The sequence below is a fragment of the Kaistella soli genome (assembly GCF_019038595.1).
GTDB lineage: Bacteria > Bacteroidota > Bacteroidia > Flavobacteriales > Weeksellaceae > Kaistella > Kaistella soli.
This window is the reverse complement of record NZ_JAHOPF010000004.1, coordinates 269,605-286,524: the sequence shown is the minus strand read 5'-3', so window position 1 is coordinate 286,524 and position 16,920 is coordinate 269,605. Positions and strand designations below refer to the sequence as shown.

General features: G+C 39.1%; 10 protein-coding genes. 3 read left to right on the top strand and 7 right to left on the bottom strand.

Annotation, left to right across the window (positions count from 1 at the left end; all coding sequences use genetic code 11):
- Position 1: 1 nt before the first annotated feature.
- The 4 genes from KSK37_RS09430 to KSK37_RS09415 form a co-directional block, all read right to left on the bottom strand.
- Positions 2-1,537 carry a SusD/RagB family nutrient-binding outer membrane lipoprotein gene (locus KSK37_RS09430; RefSeq protein WP_246566425.1) on the bottom strand — a complete coding sequence of 512 codons (1,536 nt, stop codon included), beginning with the start codon at positions 1,535-1,537 and terminating at the stop codon, positions 2-4.
- 86 nt (positions 1,538-1,623) lie between these two features.
- Entirely contained in the window at positions 1,624-4,548 is a 2,925-nt protein-coding gene (locus KSK37_RS09425; RefSeq protein WP_217201067.1) for a SusC/RagA family TonB-linked outer membrane protein, read from the bottom strand.
- Positions 4,549-4,689: 141 nt separating this feature from the next.
- Complete coding sequence (locus KSK37_RS09420; RefSeq protein WP_217201065.1) at positions 4,690-6,285, bottom strand: SusD/RagB family nutrient-binding outer membrane lipoprotein; 1,596 nt, start codon at positions 6,283-6,285, stop codon at positions 4,690-4,692.
- A gap of 24 nt (positions 6,286-6,309) precedes the next feature.
- Entirely contained in the window at positions 6,310-9,246 is a 2,937-nt protein-coding gene (locus KSK37_RS09415; protein WP_246566422.1) for a SusC/RagA family TonB-linked outer membrane protein, read from the bottom strand.
- Between the two features lie 586 nt (positions 9,247-9,832).
- On the opposite strand from KSK37_RS09415, the gene KSK37_RS09410 reads away from it, so the two are divergent.
- A complete protein-coding gene (locus KSK37_RS09410) occupies positions 9,833-10,429 on the top strand; it encodes a ribonuclease HII (protein ID WP_217201061.1) in 597 nt (198 codons plus the stop codon).
- 175 nt (positions 10,430-10,604) lie between these two features.
- On the opposite strand, the gene yidC is transcribed toward KSK37_RS09410, so the two are convergent.
- Entirely contained in the window at positions 10,605-12,419 is a 1,815-nt protein-coding gene (gene yidC / locus KSK37_RS09405) for a membrane protein insertase YidC (RefSeq protein WP_217201059.1), read from the bottom strand.
- A gap of 163 nt (positions 12,420-12,582) precedes the next feature.
- On the bottom strand, positions 12,583-14,190 hold the full coding sequence (pyrG, locus tag KSK37_RS09400; RefSeq protein ID WP_217201057.1) for a CTP synthase: 1,608 nt from the start codon (positions 14,188-14,190) through the stop codon (positions 12,583-12,585).
- Positions 14,191-14,442: 252 nt separating this feature from the next.
- On the opposite strand from pyrG, the gene radA reads away from it, so the two are divergent.
- Both radA and KSK37_RS09390 read left to right on the top strand, forming a co-directional pair.
- On the top strand, positions 14,443-15,789 hold the full coding sequence (gene radA, locus KSK37_RS09395) for a DNA repair protein RadA (protein WP_217201055.1): 1,347 nt from the start codon (positions 14,443-14,445) through the stop codon (positions 15,787-15,789).
- Positions 15,790-15,798: 9 nt separating this feature from the next.
- On the top strand, positions 15,799-16,371 hold the full coding sequence (locus KSK37_RS09390) for an acyl carrier protein phosphodiesterase (RefSeq protein WP_217201052.1): 573 nt from the start codon (positions 15,799-15,801) through the stop codon (positions 16,369-16,371).
- Here the strand turns inward: KSK37_RS09390 and KSK37_RS09385 are convergent.
- On the bottom strand, positions 16,368-16,886 hold the full coding sequence (locus KSK37_RS09385) for a DUF6702 family protein (protein WP_246566410.1): 519 nt from the start codon (positions 16,884-16,886) through the stop codon (positions 16,368-16,370). The two genes, KSK37_RS09390 and KSK37_RS09385, sit on opposite strands and share 4 nt — an antisense overlap.
- Positions 16,887-16,920: the final 34 nt, after the last annotated feature.

Sequence of the window (16,920 nt, the reverse complement as noted above, 5' to 3'; positions counted from 1 at the left end):
GTTAGTTTTTGTCCCAAATCAGCTTACTGTTCATCTGATCTCCGCCAATTGCGGTAGATGCTGCTTCCCAGTTAGCCTTATTCAAAGTTTGTACTTGGGTTGGGTAATAGAATCTTGTAGGAAGATCCGTTAATCCGGTTATTAAAGAATTAAACGTATAGGTAGTAGAAGGAACTCCTCCTACAGTAACAGACGAATTGTAAGTTCCTGTCTGCCCAGGCAGCAATAACGTTTTCGGATAACCTGTTCTTCTGTATTCAGACCATGCTTCGTAAGGTTGCCCGAATAATGCAAGGTACTTCTGCGTCAGGACAGTTTCTTTTGAAGCCGGCGCTAAACCTGACATATATGTAGCAATCTCAGCAGTAGGTACACCCCATCTTTGCATAGAAGCTTTCACTCCATTTTCATAGTTCATTTGAGACCAACCATTCACTTCACTTAGAAGGAATTCAACTTCTGCATATTCCATATAAACTTCAGTATAGTTTTTCTTAACTATATTTTTGCTAAATAATGATGATCTACCGATTGCAGATTGGTTGGCTGCGATACCGTTAGTAGGCACACCGTAAGGCATCCCAGCATAATCGGCGGGATCTGTGGACTCTTCATAGTTGCCCGCTTTTACTTGCGCCTGTGTTACCCCAAGAGGAGCTGCCCACTGAAATAATCTTGGATCGGTTTTACCAAATGGACCTTTATTACCTTTTAACATTTCCACTAACGTCTTGTTGATAGCAAAGTCGTTTCTGGTAAGGTTAGCCGTCCACATTGGTGAAGGGTTATTGTCCGTATTCTCATAAGTGAGACCTACCGTATCGTCATTAGACTGCATTACACCGCTGGCAATTGCATCCTGAATGGCTGCATCAGCACCCGGTACAACACCTTTTACTCTAACTCCCAATCTCAATCTTAACGAGTTTGCAAATCTTTTAAGTTTTAAGCCGTCTCCAAACAGAACGTCTCCATTAGTAAAAACAACTTCGTCTGTCTTAATCATATCTGAAGCAGCCTTCAGTTCTTTTAAGATATCTGCATAGATTTTTGCCTGAGAAGCAAATTTAGGTGTAATGTTCTTAGGATCAAGTGCTTGGAAGTCTGGGTCAGCAGTGCCGTAAGAATAGTAAGGAACATCACCAAACGAATCTGTAAGAGTAATGAAGATATTGGCCAACATAATTCTGGCAGCAGCAATCTGGTTTGCATTTGGACCGTAATTGCTTTGCTGTGTTGCAGTCGAAGGATCAGTATTAAGTTCAATAATTTTTTTGTAGTCCATCGCATAGGCATAGAGGTTAGTCCACATGCTATTTGCTACAGACAATCTGTATTGATACTTGTCTTCTTCTGTATAGTTTCTTTGCGCGGAGTACTGCACCCAAGGCAAAGTCATCCTTCCAGAAGTAAAGCCGTCTCTGGTGTTATCCATAAATGCTTTGTTGGCATAATTGAATAATCCGAAAGAAGTTGGCTTATCTGTTGAGTTCGGATTGGTATTGATGCTCTCCAAATCCTGTCTGCAGCTAGTCATACTAGCACTTGCGATAACAGCAAATAAGAGGTATTTTCCTATTTTTAATGATTTATTTATCATTTTATTTTTTTTTATAATTATCATTAGAATTTAAAATTCACATTTACACCGTATGTTCTTGTAGAAGGCAATGACCCTCCTTCTAAACCTTGAATGTTACCGGAACCGTATGATACGTTTTCAGGATCCATTCCTTTCCAGTCAAGCCCCCACGCGAAGAGGTTTCTACCAAATGCAGATATTCTTAAGCCTGTAAGGCCTGTGTTTGTAAGCCAAGCTTTAGGCAGATCGTATGCCAACGTAAGATCTCTCAGTTTGAAATAGCTTGCATCAAATACGTTTTGGGCATCTACAGTGTTGTAGAAAGTACTTCCCCAAGTTTCAGCATCCAAAACTTTGGTATTCGGAGTACCGTTTGCTAATACACCAGGAATGATATATCCCGCTTCCCGGTTTCCTCCCAAAGCACTTTCTTCTAACATACCGGAGTACATTCCCCACATGTGTGTTGTTGAGAAATACTTGCCACCTTTTTGCATGTCAATAAGGAATGACAGACTTAGAGATTTGTATTTAAATGTGTTTCGGAGACCCATATTATAATCCGGAAGTACTGAGCCTAAACTCTTAATGTCGCTTGGCACATAAGTACCTCCTGCACTAACAATTTTGTTTCCATTAGCGTCGTAAGTGAAATCAGTTCCATAGATTTGACCGTAAGCCATGCCTTTAACAGCCATTAGCTGCGCTCTAAACGGAGCGATTGTGTATTGGTATGTGTCTGCGCCTGGTACAAGTTCTTCAACAACGTTTTTGTTTTTAGCGAAATTTAAGTTCAGATCCCAGCTAAAGTTTTCAGTTTTAAACGGTTTAATATAAACGGAAGCTTCAATACCTTTATTGGTCATTAAACCAGCGTTTACATAGTTAAATGAATAACCGGTCGCAGCGTCTACCTGAAGCGGAATAATAAGATCTTTTGATTTGGAGTCGTAATAAGTAACATCAAATCCTGCTCTGTTTTTGAACAGGTCTACCTGCATACCGATCTCAGTCGTTGTTTTAAGCTCTGGCTTAAGGTTTTCGTTGTTCAGTGTATTAGGTAAATCATATTGCGGATTTCCCTGGAACGGAGTGTTGATGTTTATATAAGTTCTCAATCTGTATGGCCCGGTATCGTTACCTACGTTGGCCCAGCCTAATCTCAGTTTTGCGAAACTCAACCAGTCTGCATTCACTAATTTAGAGAATACAAAGCTACCTGTAACTGACGGATAGAAGATAGAATTGTTTACTGTAGAGAACCAGTCGTTTCTTCCGGTACCTTCCACAAAGATAAAATCCTTATATCCCAAAGAAACATATCCGAATACACTGTTTACTCTTCTTTGTGAGAATGAGTTTTCAGTTTTGGAATCGGACCATCCGTTGTTTAAGTTGTAAAGATCAGGAATGATAAGTCCACCTACTGTATAAGAATGGATGATATCAGTTTTGGACTGTCTTCTGTTTGCTCCGATAAATGAGTTCAAACTAAAATCACCGAAATTTTTATCAAAATGCAATCTACCCTCATAGTTGTATTCGGACTGGCTTCTTTGATAAAGATCATATCCGGATGTTGCCACAGATCCGATAGCAGTTCTGTTCTGGTTACGTTGGCTGTATACATCACCATAAACCTTGAATACTGTGTAAAAATTCTTGTTGAAGTGATATGTCAAACCTGCATTACCAAAGAACCTTTGTCTTGTATCATCATTGGTGTTCTTATAAATAGTCCAGTATGGGTTATCATGGTAGGCCGGTGTTCCATCATCCCAAGAGTTTCTGTTCCAGGATCTCTGAGTACCGTCTGGTCTCAGGTAATAAGCTTCTAACAATGAATAATCAAGCTGTCTTTGGCCCCATTGGAAGAATTTTTCCCCGAAGGAGTTGTCTCCATAACCAACTTCCGGTCTGTTGAAAGCCGCAGTTTGAACATAATTTACTACAGATTCAATTTCCAGTTTGTCGGACAGTTTGCTGTTTAAATTGACAGAAAGGTTGTTTTTATCAATTTTAGAGGTAGGTACAATTCCGTGGATATTGGTGTTTGTATAAGAAACTCTTACATTGGTGTCACCAAATGATTTTGAGAAAGCAACGTTGTTTGTCAGCGTCATCCCTTTATCAAAAAAGTCTTTCACGCCATGTTTTGGAGCAACCCAAGGGACTTCTTTTAAGTATTGGTTTGGAAGGTATTCTTTGTCGAAAGCATACCACGGTAAATACATCAGATTAGAATCATATTTAGGTCCCCAGCTTTCATCATATGCGTAAAAAGGAACGTTGTATTCTTTCCCCTCAATGGTAACCTTCTCAAAATCTCCACTACCTCCACCATATTGGTTTTGAAGGTTCGGCATAATAGATATCTCTTCAAAAGAGATTCCAGAGTTGAAATCGATAGTTGTTCTTCCTTTTTTGGCAGATTTTGTCGTGTAAATAATTACCCCGTTAGCTGCTCTTGAACCATACAAGGCCGCAGCTGGACCGCCTTTTAGTACTGTTACACTTTCAATGTCATCCGGATTCAAGTCAAAAGAAGCATCGCCATAATCGAGCCCACCTGCACCACGTTGGGTGTCTGTAGAATTGATATTACTGTTATCAAGAGGAACGCCATCAACAATAATTAAAGGTCTGTTTTCTCCTGTAATGGAACTTATACCTCTCATGGTTATCCTTGTAGAGCCACCTAACGTCGATGGTGCTGTTACTTGTACACCTGCAACGTTTCCGGACAATGCACTTACTGCATTGTTCTGCCCCGCGTCGGAAATTGTTTCGCCGCTAATTTCTTGAGTGGCATAACCTAAAGATTTTTTTTCTCTTTTAATACCCAAAGCCGTTACAACCACGCCTTCGATATCCTGCGTTCTTGCGGTGTCAGTCTTTTGTGCATTCACCAAAGCGAATGACGACGTCAAAACTACTGCTAAAACACTTGTTGTTAGTTTCTTCATATCAAATTAAATTTTTTCATTTACAAATATGTGAAAGAAATTTAACATATAAAAGAAAAATCGTTAAAATTGTCTTAATCGTATTAGAAAAAACCACTCCGAAGAGTGGTTTGGTTTAAATGTACTAAATAAGTTTTTACGTTATTTATATATGAATGGTGTAAATTCATTCTTAGTGAAAGCCTGTCCTTGCGATACTACAGGTACATGTGCAGTATTACTGGAGTACTCAGCAGCCGGATAAAGCAATCTCCATGGCTTGTTGGCTTGAGTAGCAGTAGTAGCTAAAGGAGTTGCAGGGTAACCAGTTCTCAAATAATTAATATATGATTCTATACCATTAAAGTTCATGAGCGCCACCCATCTTTGATATTGAATTGCTGCAATTTTATCATCGTTAGTACCCGTCCATCCCACTTTAGGTTTAGCAGCGATGCTGGTAATGTAAGTTGCTGCATCGGTTGTCTTGCCATCAAAAGTAAAGGATGCAATAATTCCTTGTTCGAAATGAGCTTGATCACCAGAGAATCCTGCGTATCCTCTTAGGGCAGCTTCTGACTGTAGAAACTCGCTTTCAGATTTAAGCATTAGATATCCATTTTTTAATCCACCTGTCGGGTTTGCTCCGGTGTCGTAGAATGGTCCGTTTAGATATGAAAAGTTAGCGATTGCAGGTTTGATTGCTGTTGCGGGATATCCCATAAATGCTTTGTAATCTTCATTATTCATACCTTGTGGGAAACCATAGTATCCATCCGGTCCATTAGAGTTGACTCCGTTATACTTCTTACCTGTGGTGAAAAGGAATCCAATTCTTGAATCTGAAACTCCACTGGTTGGTTTAGATGCATCACCCTGTAAGGTTTTAACAGCATGATCAGACGCTGTCATCAAAAGATAACCATTGGTATTAGAAGCCCCTGTGTAAGTATATCTTCCAAAGTTAAAATACAAAGGATTTTGGGAATCTCCTGAAGCATTACTATACCCTGGGTTAATCGTTACATCTGAGGTGATGTAGGTTGCACCTGCTAAAGCAGTGATGATTTGGTTTCTAAGCGCAATACCATCGGCATTCGTAGTGTTAGAAAGTCTCACTGCGAATTTTAACAGAACAGTGTTGGCAAATGCAGTCCAACTAGGCATCGCTCCTTTAAATATTGGATCTGCTGTTGTTTCAACTTTAAATGCTGGATTGCTTCCGGCTGTTGTAATTAAAGCTTTAGCGTCAAGCAATTCAGTAACTAAACTTTTATAAACCTTTACGTCTTGGTCGTAAGCAGGCGTTGGATTGTCTGCTTCCTGGAATGCTTCTGTATAAGGAACATTTCCGTAAAGGTCAACCATATACTGCATGTAATACGCTTTCTGAATTTTTGCGATTGCTGCGTAGTTTGGCTGTGCAGCACCATAATCAGCAACTCTTTGCAGTCTGGTAACCGCTCTGTACATATCATTAAAAATACTTTGACGATATGTTGTAGTGATATCTAAATTAGACTCAGTGGTGAATGGGTTACCAAATTGGGCAAAATTCCCAGCCCAAGAATTCATCCATGCGTTACCTAGACCATTCATAGAGCCGGCCTGTACAGCATAGGCGCTGGTTGACGCACCAGCCAGCCTTAAATTAGGACCTACCTGGTCAGTTAAGACTTTATTCGGAGTTAAATTATCATCAAGTCTGCACGAAATCATCGCTGCTCCTATGAGTGATAATAAAATATACTTTTTCATAATGTTTGTTTAAAAATTAAAAAATTAGAATTTAAGATTTACGGAAGCTCCATAAACTTTAGTGCTCGGATACTGAGTACGTGACGCAACACCGAAAGCGTTAGCAGTTCCTCCAGAGTAATAGCTGGTTTCTGGGTCTGCATAATTCAAGTTATCATCTGCAAATTTTTGGAATGGATTTCTAGCATGTACGCCAAAAGTAATTTCCTGAAGTCCATATTGAGTGATAAGAGTTTTAGGCAATGTGTAAGACAAGGAAACTTCACGAAGTTTAAACACTTGGCCACCAGCTAACAAGTTTTCACCATAAGTTGCATAATTACTGGAGAAATAATCATTTACAGTGTTGTAGTTATTCCCTCCGGTTTTTACTGATGTATTAGGGGTATATCCACCTTGGCCGTCTGAAATTACAGAGTTAGGCATGATAAAACCACCTTGCTCACGAACAACTTCTCCAGAATCCCATAGGGCACCATTAAAGGCTAGACCACTTTTGATATCTGCAACGATTTTTGCTCCATATCTGTAATCAGCTACTGCACCAAGTTTAAATCCTTTGTAGGAAATGTTAGTACTGAAATTATAGATGCTCTTTGGAACTGCGCTACCTGCATTTTGCAAAGTAGAAGTAAGGAGAGGATTTCCTGTGGTAGCATTGATGATAATTCTACCCTGGCTGTCTCTCTGCATCATTGAGGTTTTAATTAATGGGAAAACAGAACCCTTTTGGGCATAAATCCCCCATGCTGTTGCAGAAACTAATGGGATTTCGTCAACACCCTCCATAATGTCAGCTACTATGGACTCATTATAAGAATATCCTGCATTAATTTCCCATTTGAAATCTGGGGTTTTAAATGGAACAAGACCTAAATTAATTTCAGCTCCTTTTGATTCAATCTTAGCGATATTAATTAATTTTTGATTAATACCGGAAGCATTAGATGTTGTTTGTTTAGTAAGCAAATCTTTAGTGTCCTGTTTATAGATCGAGCCGCTTACTTTAATTCTGTCTTTAAGGAATCCTAAATCCAAGTTAATTTCATTGGTTGTTACGAATTCCGGACGAATATTCGGATCAGCCTGAACCATTCCGTTTCTGTAAGAGTTTACGCCACCTAATGGGAATCCTGCTACAAGTTCGGCTGTTTTGTTGATATCATACCAGCCTACTGCTCTTGAATTTCCTACTCTTGTCCAGTTCCCTGAAATTTTCATGTAGTTAAGAGTGTCACCTCCAAAATCGAATGCTTTAGTTGGGATAAATGAAATACCTACAGAAGGATAGAAATAAGAGTTATTGTCTTTAGGTAATTGGGAAACCCACTCGTTTCTTCCGGTAGCATTCAAAAACAGAAAGTTTTTATATGCTAAATCTAAGTTAGCAAAAACTGCATGCGAATTTCTTCTCCAAGATCCATTATCAAGTGCAGTGGATCCGGAAGGTAATGGTTGGGTAACATTGGTCATTACATATACACCAGGTACTGCTAAGTTAGCACCTCCATTTTGCAATTTTTCCAAACGGTGATCCTGATAATTGTGACCGATATTCGCTTTTAAATTAATATCGCTGGTCAAATCATAGTTGAAATTCACCATTAAATCACCATAGTAATCAAATGATTGACGGTCATCCAGGAATAACACAGAAGTAATAGCTTTTAGTGCACCTGCACCCGCACCATTATAATTGGTTCCTCTCCAGGCATCTCTGTGGCTCGTTGACGTGGAGAATGATTGCTGTACGTTCGCCGTGTATTTTGCGTTGATGTGATCATTAATTTCATAGCCAACTCCCATAGTTGCATTGTAGAAATCTCTTTTGTAATCCTGACGCTGGTGCTTCATTTTCCAGTAAGGATTCTGATAGTAGATATTCCATGCAAATGCATTATCCGGGTAATCCTTGTAAGCTGTAATTGGGATGTCAGGAGATGATTGCATTAAACCCCAGTATAATGAATCATTTGTAGTTTCATCATACATTTGTGCGGTTTGCGAAAACGTAGTTCTCATGAAGTTAATACCACCGTCAAATGAAAACTTGCCTACTTTTGCTCCTCCTTTAAATAAGAATGAAGTAATACTGGATTTGTCGCCGTCAATGATAAAATCTCTTTCCACATTTTTCAAATTTAGCAAGGCGTATTTTCCTTCGTTTCCTGCGTTTAAGGTTACCCCATTGCTGAACGTAGTACCTGTTTTGAAAAAGTTTTTAACCTCATCTGGTCTTGCAGAGTATGGTCTGATGATTGCAGCCTGGTTATCGCCTGTGAAAGGAGTGTCTGATCCCCAACCGATACCATTTAAACTGATAACACCATCATTATTAAAGTCATACATAGGTAAACCGTATGCATTTGTAGTACCGTCAAATGCTGGTCCCCAAGCTCCGTTTTCATATTGGTCATGGCTATTGTACCAACCTTGGCCATATTTGGTCTGCCTTTTAGGAACAAAAGCTGTAGATTCAAAATCCACACTTCCATCATAAATAACTGAAAGTTTGTTTTTTGCACCTTGTTTGGTTGTTACAACTACAACACCGTTCACTCCATCTGAACCGTAAAGCGCTGCCCCTTGAGCACCTTTAATTACGTTGATGGATTCAATAATATCAGTAGGAAGTGTTTGTAGTGCAGTTGCGGATGAAATAACATTGTCAATAACAACCAGCGCCTCATTACCCCCGGATATACTACGTAAACCTCTCAGTTGGATGGTGTTGCTGGAATTAACAGAACTGTTGGACAGGTTAATCTGTAAACCGGCTACTTTTCCTGCCAAAGCCTGCACGGCATTTGGGTTGCTTGCCTGATTCAGTTGGTCAGCTGAGACTATCTGTTGTGCGGATGTTACCGCGTCAGCTGTTTTTTTAATACCCAAAGCTCCGGTAACAATTACCTCGTCAATGTTTTGTGTTTTAACTGTGTCCCTCTTTTGAGCACTTACCAAAGCAAATGATGAGGTTAGAACTACAGCTAAAACGCTTGTTGTTAGTTTCTTCATATCAAATTAAATTTTTTCATTGGAGCAAAAGTGCAAAACTTTCACAATATGACCAAACATTTTGTTAATTATTTCTTAATAATATAATAAATGCGATTTTTAGGTGTGTTTTAAGCAATAAATAACCCTATTGTGTTGATTTATCAAAATATGACCTCTTTTTTTGATAGTTTTATTTTAAAATTTACGATATAAGCAAATTATAATCTTTTTTTAAGCCATTTTTGTAATAATATTATAAGAAAAATTAAGTTAAATTAAGTTAATTCAACTGTTGTTGAAAATTCCTTTTTCTTGTTGGAAAGTCTGTGAATAATAGTCTTATTTTTTAAGAAGGAATGTTGGATGTTTCCCAAAAAGATTGAAAGAAAGTGAACTTATAAAACGGTTGTTTGTGTAGTATTTTAGAGTTTATAAAACGGATCTGGAATAATTAATAAAATAAAGCTATAAAAATAATCCCTGTTTTGTTTCTGAAAGTTTGTATTTTTACCGCATTACAAATTTTTGCTCAGTATTGAGTGTCTGCGGTATGGAATTATTAAAAAAATGGTCGGAACAATATATTGAAGCGGGCTGCGATGAGGTAGGAAGAGGATGCCTTTGCGGACCTGTAGTTGCAGCTGCGGTGATTATTGATGAAACTTTTGTCCAAAATTTGGTAGATGATTCTAAGAAATTAACACTAAAGACCCGTCTTTATCTTGATGAATACATAAAAAGCAATGTAAAAGAATATGCTGTTGCTGAACTTTCTCCCCAATATATTGATGAGCATAATATTCTCAATGCAAGCATTCATGCAATGCATTTAGCGTTGGATCAGTTAAAGGTGCGTCCGGAACTTATTCTGGTTGACGGTAACAGGTTTCATCCTTATCCGTCAATTCCGCATCACTGCATTGTAAAAGGAGACGAAAAACTGCTTTCGATTGCTGCTGCTTCTGTTTTGGCAAAAAATTACAGGGATCAGCTGATGATAAAACTTCACGAAGAATTTCCTCAATACGGCTGGAGTACCAATATGGGGTACGCCACGAAAATGCACCGGGATGCACTCAATGAGTTTGGGCCAACAGTTCATCACCGAAAATCTTTCAGATTGGATTATACGATGAATGAAGTTTAAGCATAGTAGTTTGAGCATTTAATTCGTTAGTGGAATATCGTTTCTTTACAAAACTAATAATCCGATAGCAAGATTTTTTTCAATACCAACAACGGATTTTATTAAAGGGTTTGGTAACGGCATAAAAAAAAGCGGAAATTCAATTTCCGCTTTTTCTATTATATTAGAGCTGTTTTTATTTTTTCTTACCGGTTTGCTGCTGCTGCATTTTTTGCTGTTCCTGCGCTTTTTCCATCATCTCACGCATTCTTTTCTGGAACTTGCCTTCTTTTTTTGGCTCTTTCTGTTTGTTCGCCTGAATTTGTGCGTGAATCTTTTTCTCATCCAGAATCCAGTATTTGATGACAAGGATGATTAAGATGTTAATCGCATTCGATACGAAATAGTACCATGAAAGTCCTGATGCTGAAGTATTCAGAAAGAATAGGAAAGTAATCGGGAAGATGTACATCAGCACTTTCATATTCGGCATCCCTTCCTGCTGTGGCTGCTGAATGTTACCGGAAGTCATCACCGTATATATCAGAATCACAACGGTACATGCAATGGCAAAAATACTCAGGTGCTCTCCTAAAAACGGCACATGGAAAGGCAATTTGATAACGTCGTCATAAGCTGTTAAATCTTTCGCGAACCAGAAACTTTTTCCTCTAAGGTCGATCATGTTCGGGAAGAAGCGGAACAGCGCATAGAAAATAGGAATCTGAAGCAGTGCCGGAAGACAGCCCGCCATTTGGTTTACGCCGGCCTTCCTGTAAACAGCCATGGTTTCCTGCTGCTTTTTCATAGGATCCGCATCCTTATATTTGGCATTCACTTCGTCAATTTCCGGACGGATTACCCGCATCATTGCACTCAGTTTGTGCTGTTTGAACATTACCGGGGACAAAATGATTTTCACAATAATCGTCATTAAGAATATAACCCAGCCTGCAGCCAATCCCCAACTTGAAATAAGATTATACATTGGGATGAAAAACCATCTGTTCAGGCTTCCGATAAATGACCATCCTAAAGGAAGCAGTTCATCGAAATTTTTGTCATAAGATTTAAGCAAAGGCAAATCAAGCGGCATAAAATACCATTTGAAATTTTGGTTAAGCTCATTTCCAGCCAAATCTACCTGGCCATTATAATTGAATTTTTTCAGGAACTCACCTTCCTCAATCATTTCCTGAGAACCGTGTGAGTTTTTGAAACCATGCTGAGGCTCGATCACCGCGGAGAAAAACTGCTGTTTTACCGCAAGCCAGTTCAGTGTTTCGTCCGGCTCGTCCATGCTGGTTCTGCCGTCATAATCGAAACTTTTAAAATTATTGAAAGTATAATTGAATTCAGTGTGGGTCTGTTCCTGGGCACGGCCTTTTTCCATTTCCCTTACATTGAAATCCCAAACGAAGTTTGCTTTAGAATCAGAAACAATTTGCGCCAATCCCTGAGTTTTCACATTAAAATCAACCGTATATTTATCCATCAAAGTATAAATGAACTGGATGATCGCCCCGTTTGCATTCGCCTGCATGGTCACTGTATTGCCATTCTGTGTCGGGGTGAAAACCAGATCTTTGGTATTAAAAGTTTTTCCGGTTTTGTCTTTAAACTGAAACCCGTAGGTCGAATTGTTTTTATCGAAAATCAAAAGCTCCTTGTCGTTTTTGTCGGTTTTCGCATTGTAAGCTTTGTATTCGTTCAGCTGAACGGTAGAAATCTGTCCGCCCAAAGTAGAAATTGCCAAAGTAAGTTCTTTGTTTTTTAACGCGACCTGCTGAATGGAAGTGGTTTTCACACTGTCGTTCAGATTGGTGACAATAGCCGGTTTTGTATTGTTTGCGTTAACTGTTTGGGTGACTTTTCCCTTGTTTTCAGCGTCTTTCAATGCCTGCTCTTTAGCCTGCTTGTTTTGGAAATAAAACATAGCGCCAATAAGAATAAGGGAAAACAGGGCGAAACTTATAATTTGATTTTTATCTAAACCGTTATTTTGCTGCATCTTTTTTTATTGATTATTTGATGGTTAGGCAGAATTTTTCTCAAAATTCATTCCTTTTAATTTTGGCTGACAAAAATACTCATTTTTTTGCCAATGAAGAATTTTTTGTCGCTTCATTTAAAAACAAAGAGATAAAAAACACAATGTCTTTTATCTCCTCAGTTTATTTTTTACCTGCTGCCTTTATCAGGGCTTTGAATAAAGGATGCGGGGAAGCTACTGTGCTTTTGTATTCGGGGTGATACTGTACACCGATATAAAAAGGATGGTTTTTCAGTTCCAGGGTTTCTACCAAACCGGTTTCCGGATTAAAGCCTGTTGGCATCAAACCGTTTCTTTCAAACTCGTCTTTGTATTCTGAATTGAATTCGTAGCGGTGACGGTGTCTCTCAGAAATATTTTTCGTTCCGTAAATTTCGTGCAGTTTAGAATTTGGTTTTAAGGTGCATTTCCACGCTCCGAGTCTCATTGTACCTCCCTTTTCCACTACATTTTTCTGTTCTTCCATGATAGAAATTACAGGATCTGGCGTTGAAGTGTCAAACTCCATTGAATTGGCTTTCCTGTAACCTAAAATATTGCGCGCAAATTCTATGGTCATGATCTGCATTCCCAGACAGATTCCCAATAACGGGATATTGTTTTCACGGGCATATTTTGCGGCTGAAATTTTACCTTCAATTCCACGGTCTCCAAAACCTGGGGCAATCAGCATTCCGTCAATTCCTTTGAAGGTTTCCTTAGCGTTTTCTTCATTAATATCACCACTGTAAACCCATCTGATACGCACTTCGGTTTCCAGATCTGCACCTGCATGAATAAAAGCTTCGGCAATGGATTTGTAAGAATCCTGAAGTGAAACATATTTTCCAACCAAAGCAATTTCTACAGATTTCTTAGGGTTTTGATATCTTTTTAAGAAGTTTTTCCAGTCTTTTAAATCAGCATCTTTATCAGACTTTAAATTAAGTTCCTTCAGTACAACATCATCAAAATTCTGTTTCTGAAGATAAAGCGGAACTTCATAAATGGTATCCAAATCTTTACATTCAATAACATTTTCAAGAGATACATTACAGAACTGCGCAAGTTTTGCACGCTGTTCTTTGGGGATTTTATGCTCGGTTCTGCATACCAGAACGTCCGCCTGAATTCCCGATTCCATCAGCTGGCGCACGGAATGCTGGGAAGGTTTAGTTTTCAGTTCGCCGCTTGCCGCGAGATAAGGAAGCAAAGTGAGATGAATAACCATGGAATTGTTTTCTCCCAGTTCCCATTTCAGCTGTCTTACACTTTCTATATAAGGAAGAGATTCGATATCGCCGACGGTTCCACCGATTTCGGTGATGATGATGTCATAATTCTGTTTTGCCAGAATTTTAATCCTTCTTTTGATTTCGTTGGTGATGTGCGGAATGACCTGTACCGTTTTTCCGAGGAAATCTCCTTTTCTTTCTTTTTCAATAACGGTCTGATAAATTTTACCGGTTGTAACGTTATTGTTTTGAGAAGTTGATGAGTTGAGGAATCTTTCGTAGTGTCCCAAATCCAAATCAGTTTCAGCACCGTCTTCGGTTACATAACATTCGCCATGTTCATAAGGATTTAATGTTCCGGGGTCGATGTTGATATAGGGATCAAGTTTCTGAATGGTGACATTGAAACCGCGGGATTTTAGAAGAAGTCCCAAAGAAGCGGATACAATTCCCTTTCCCAAAGATGAAGTAACACCTCCTGTAACGAAGATGTATTTCGTGTTCTTTTTACTCATTAGATTAGGTTTGTGCAAAGTTAAGTGATTTTGAAAGACAAGGCAAATAAAGGAAGATTAAATATTTCGGAGTGTGCAGAACCTTCATTATAGCCCCGATCGCAGCGGCATCCTTTTTCTTTGTAAAAAAGAAAAAGATATAGCGGAGAGCGGGACGGATTTCCGGAAGAGGCAGTTGTTTTCTGCTTTTAAAAACTAAATTCATCCAACTAAAACTCCCAAAGTTTCAAAATTTTTCAGGAAATTCGCAGGATGGCAAAAGTGAAAACGGCATATTTCTGTCAGAACTGCGGGTCGCAATATCCGCAGTGGCTCGGACAGTGCAAAAACTGCGGCGAATGGAATACTTTGATAGAAGAAATCGTGGAGAAATCTCCAACGAAAAGTTTTTCTGAACGTTCCAAACAGCACATCATCAATATTATTGAAGTGGAAACCCACGAAGAACCGCGCATCAGTACTCCTTCTGAAGAGCTGAACAGAGTATTGGGCGGAGGGATTGTTCTGGGTTCTGTTACTTTAATCGGCGGTGAACCCGGTATCGGGAAATCTACCTTACTGCTGCAGCTCGCCCTGAAAATGAAGAAGAAGATTCTTTATGTTTCGGGTGAAGAAAGCGCATCGCAGATTAAGATGCGTGCTGACCGGCTGACTGAACTGCAGAATCCGCACTGTTATCTTTTTACTGAAACTTCCGTTGAAAAGATTCTGCATGAAGCTAAAAAACTGAAGCCTGATTTTGTAATTATTGATTCGATTCAAACGCTTCAGAGCCAGCTGATTGAAAGTTCGCCGGGCACGGTTTCCCAAATCCGCGAATGCTCCAACGAAATCATCAAATACGCGAAAGACAGCAATACGCCGGTTTTTTTAGTGGGACATATTACTAAAGACGGCCAAATCGCGGGACCGAAAGTTTTGGAACACATGGTAGATGTTGTTCTTAATTTCGACGGCGACCGGAATCACCTTTTCAGATTATTAAGGGCCAACAAAAACCGTTTCGGATCTACCGCGGAGATTGGAATTTATGAAATGGTTTCCCAGGGTTTGAAGGAGATTAAAAATCCTTCCGAGATTCTCATTACCAAGAAATTTGAAGAACTCTCGGGGAATTCTGTCGCGGTAACGCTGGAAGGAAACCGCCCTATGCTTATCGAAATTCAGGCTTTGGTAAGTTCGGCAGTGTACGGAACTCCGCAAAGAAGCTGCACAGGTTTCGACTCGAAAAGAGTCAATATGCTTTTGGCGGTTCTGGAAAAGCGGGCGGGCTTTCAGTTGGGTGCGAAAGATGTTTTCCTTAATATAACAGGTGGTATAAAAACCGACGATCCGGCACTTGATCTGGCTGTCGTGGCTTCCATTTTATCGAGCAATGAAGATATTGCGATCTCTGAGCATTTCTGCTTTGCGGGTGAGATTGGTCTGAGCGGAGAAATCCGTCCGGTTTCGCAGATCGAACAGCGGATTTCGGAAGCTGAAAAGCTGGGCTATGAAAAGATTTTTGTTTCGAACTTAAATAAAATCCCTAAAAAGAAATTCGGGATCACTATTGTGGAAGTAAGTAAAATTGAGGATTTTCATGAGCATCTTTTTTAAAATCATTGTATGAATTTCCTTGCCCATTCCTACCTGACCTTTACCGATGAGCAGATCGTCGGGCAGTTTCTGGAAGATTTTATCCGGAACAGAGACCGCTTTACATTTCCTGAAAAGATAGGAGAAGGAATTACTCTGCACAGAGCAATTGATACTTTTACGGATGCACATCCGGAAATTCATGAAGCCAAGAAAATTTTCAGTCCGCTGGTGAGGCTGTACTCCGGGGCTTTTGTCGATGTTTCTTTTGATTATTTTCTCGCCAATTCTTTAGCTGATAAAACGCTTTTAAGCCATTCGCAACGCGTTTACCGTGTTTTGCGTAATCACGAAAAGTTTCTTCCTGAAAATTTCCTGCGGATGCTCGACAGGATGGAAAAAGACAACTGGCTTTATAATTACAGAGAAGATTGGGGAATTAAATTTTCTCTTCAGAACGTTCTCAACAAAGCCAAATATTTAGAAAAAGACACCGGAGTTTTTGAAGTTTTCCTAAATAACAAACCACAGCTTCAGTATCACTTTGACCGTTTCTTTCCTGATGTTATGAAAGAAGCAGAAAGAGTGAACGCAGGTTTCTAAAAATTCTGATAAAGATAGCGGTCAGGATAGTTTAATCTCTGACTTTTCCGGTTTCCGCCAACGATGATGTGGATGATATTCATCTGATCGTCATACAGATTGTACAGAAAACTTACTGCGGTTTCCACTTTTTTAGGCGTAGCTGTTTTTTCTGATTCCAGGTAAATATTTACCGCTTCACTGTCTTCTTCGTATCCTAAATAATTGATTTTCAAAAATTTGTTGTCAGATTTCAGTTTCAGGTATTCTTCGCAATACTGAATTAAATACGCGTTGATCTGCGACTTGTATTTCTCATCATTAAAATGAACGGCTTTTCCGTATTTTGCCTTTAACACATTTTCCAAATCATCCAGAAAGAATTTTCCGCTTATTTCAAAAGTTTTTGAAGTGGGATTATATTTAAATTCTACAGAACCAACATGATAAGGGTGAATGTCTTTGGTTGAAAAAACATTTGAAAATAACGATGCCGCAAACAGAAAAGTAAAAAGTGCAGTGATGATTTTTTTCATTTTAAATGGCCGGGTATTTTTTTTGGAAATATTT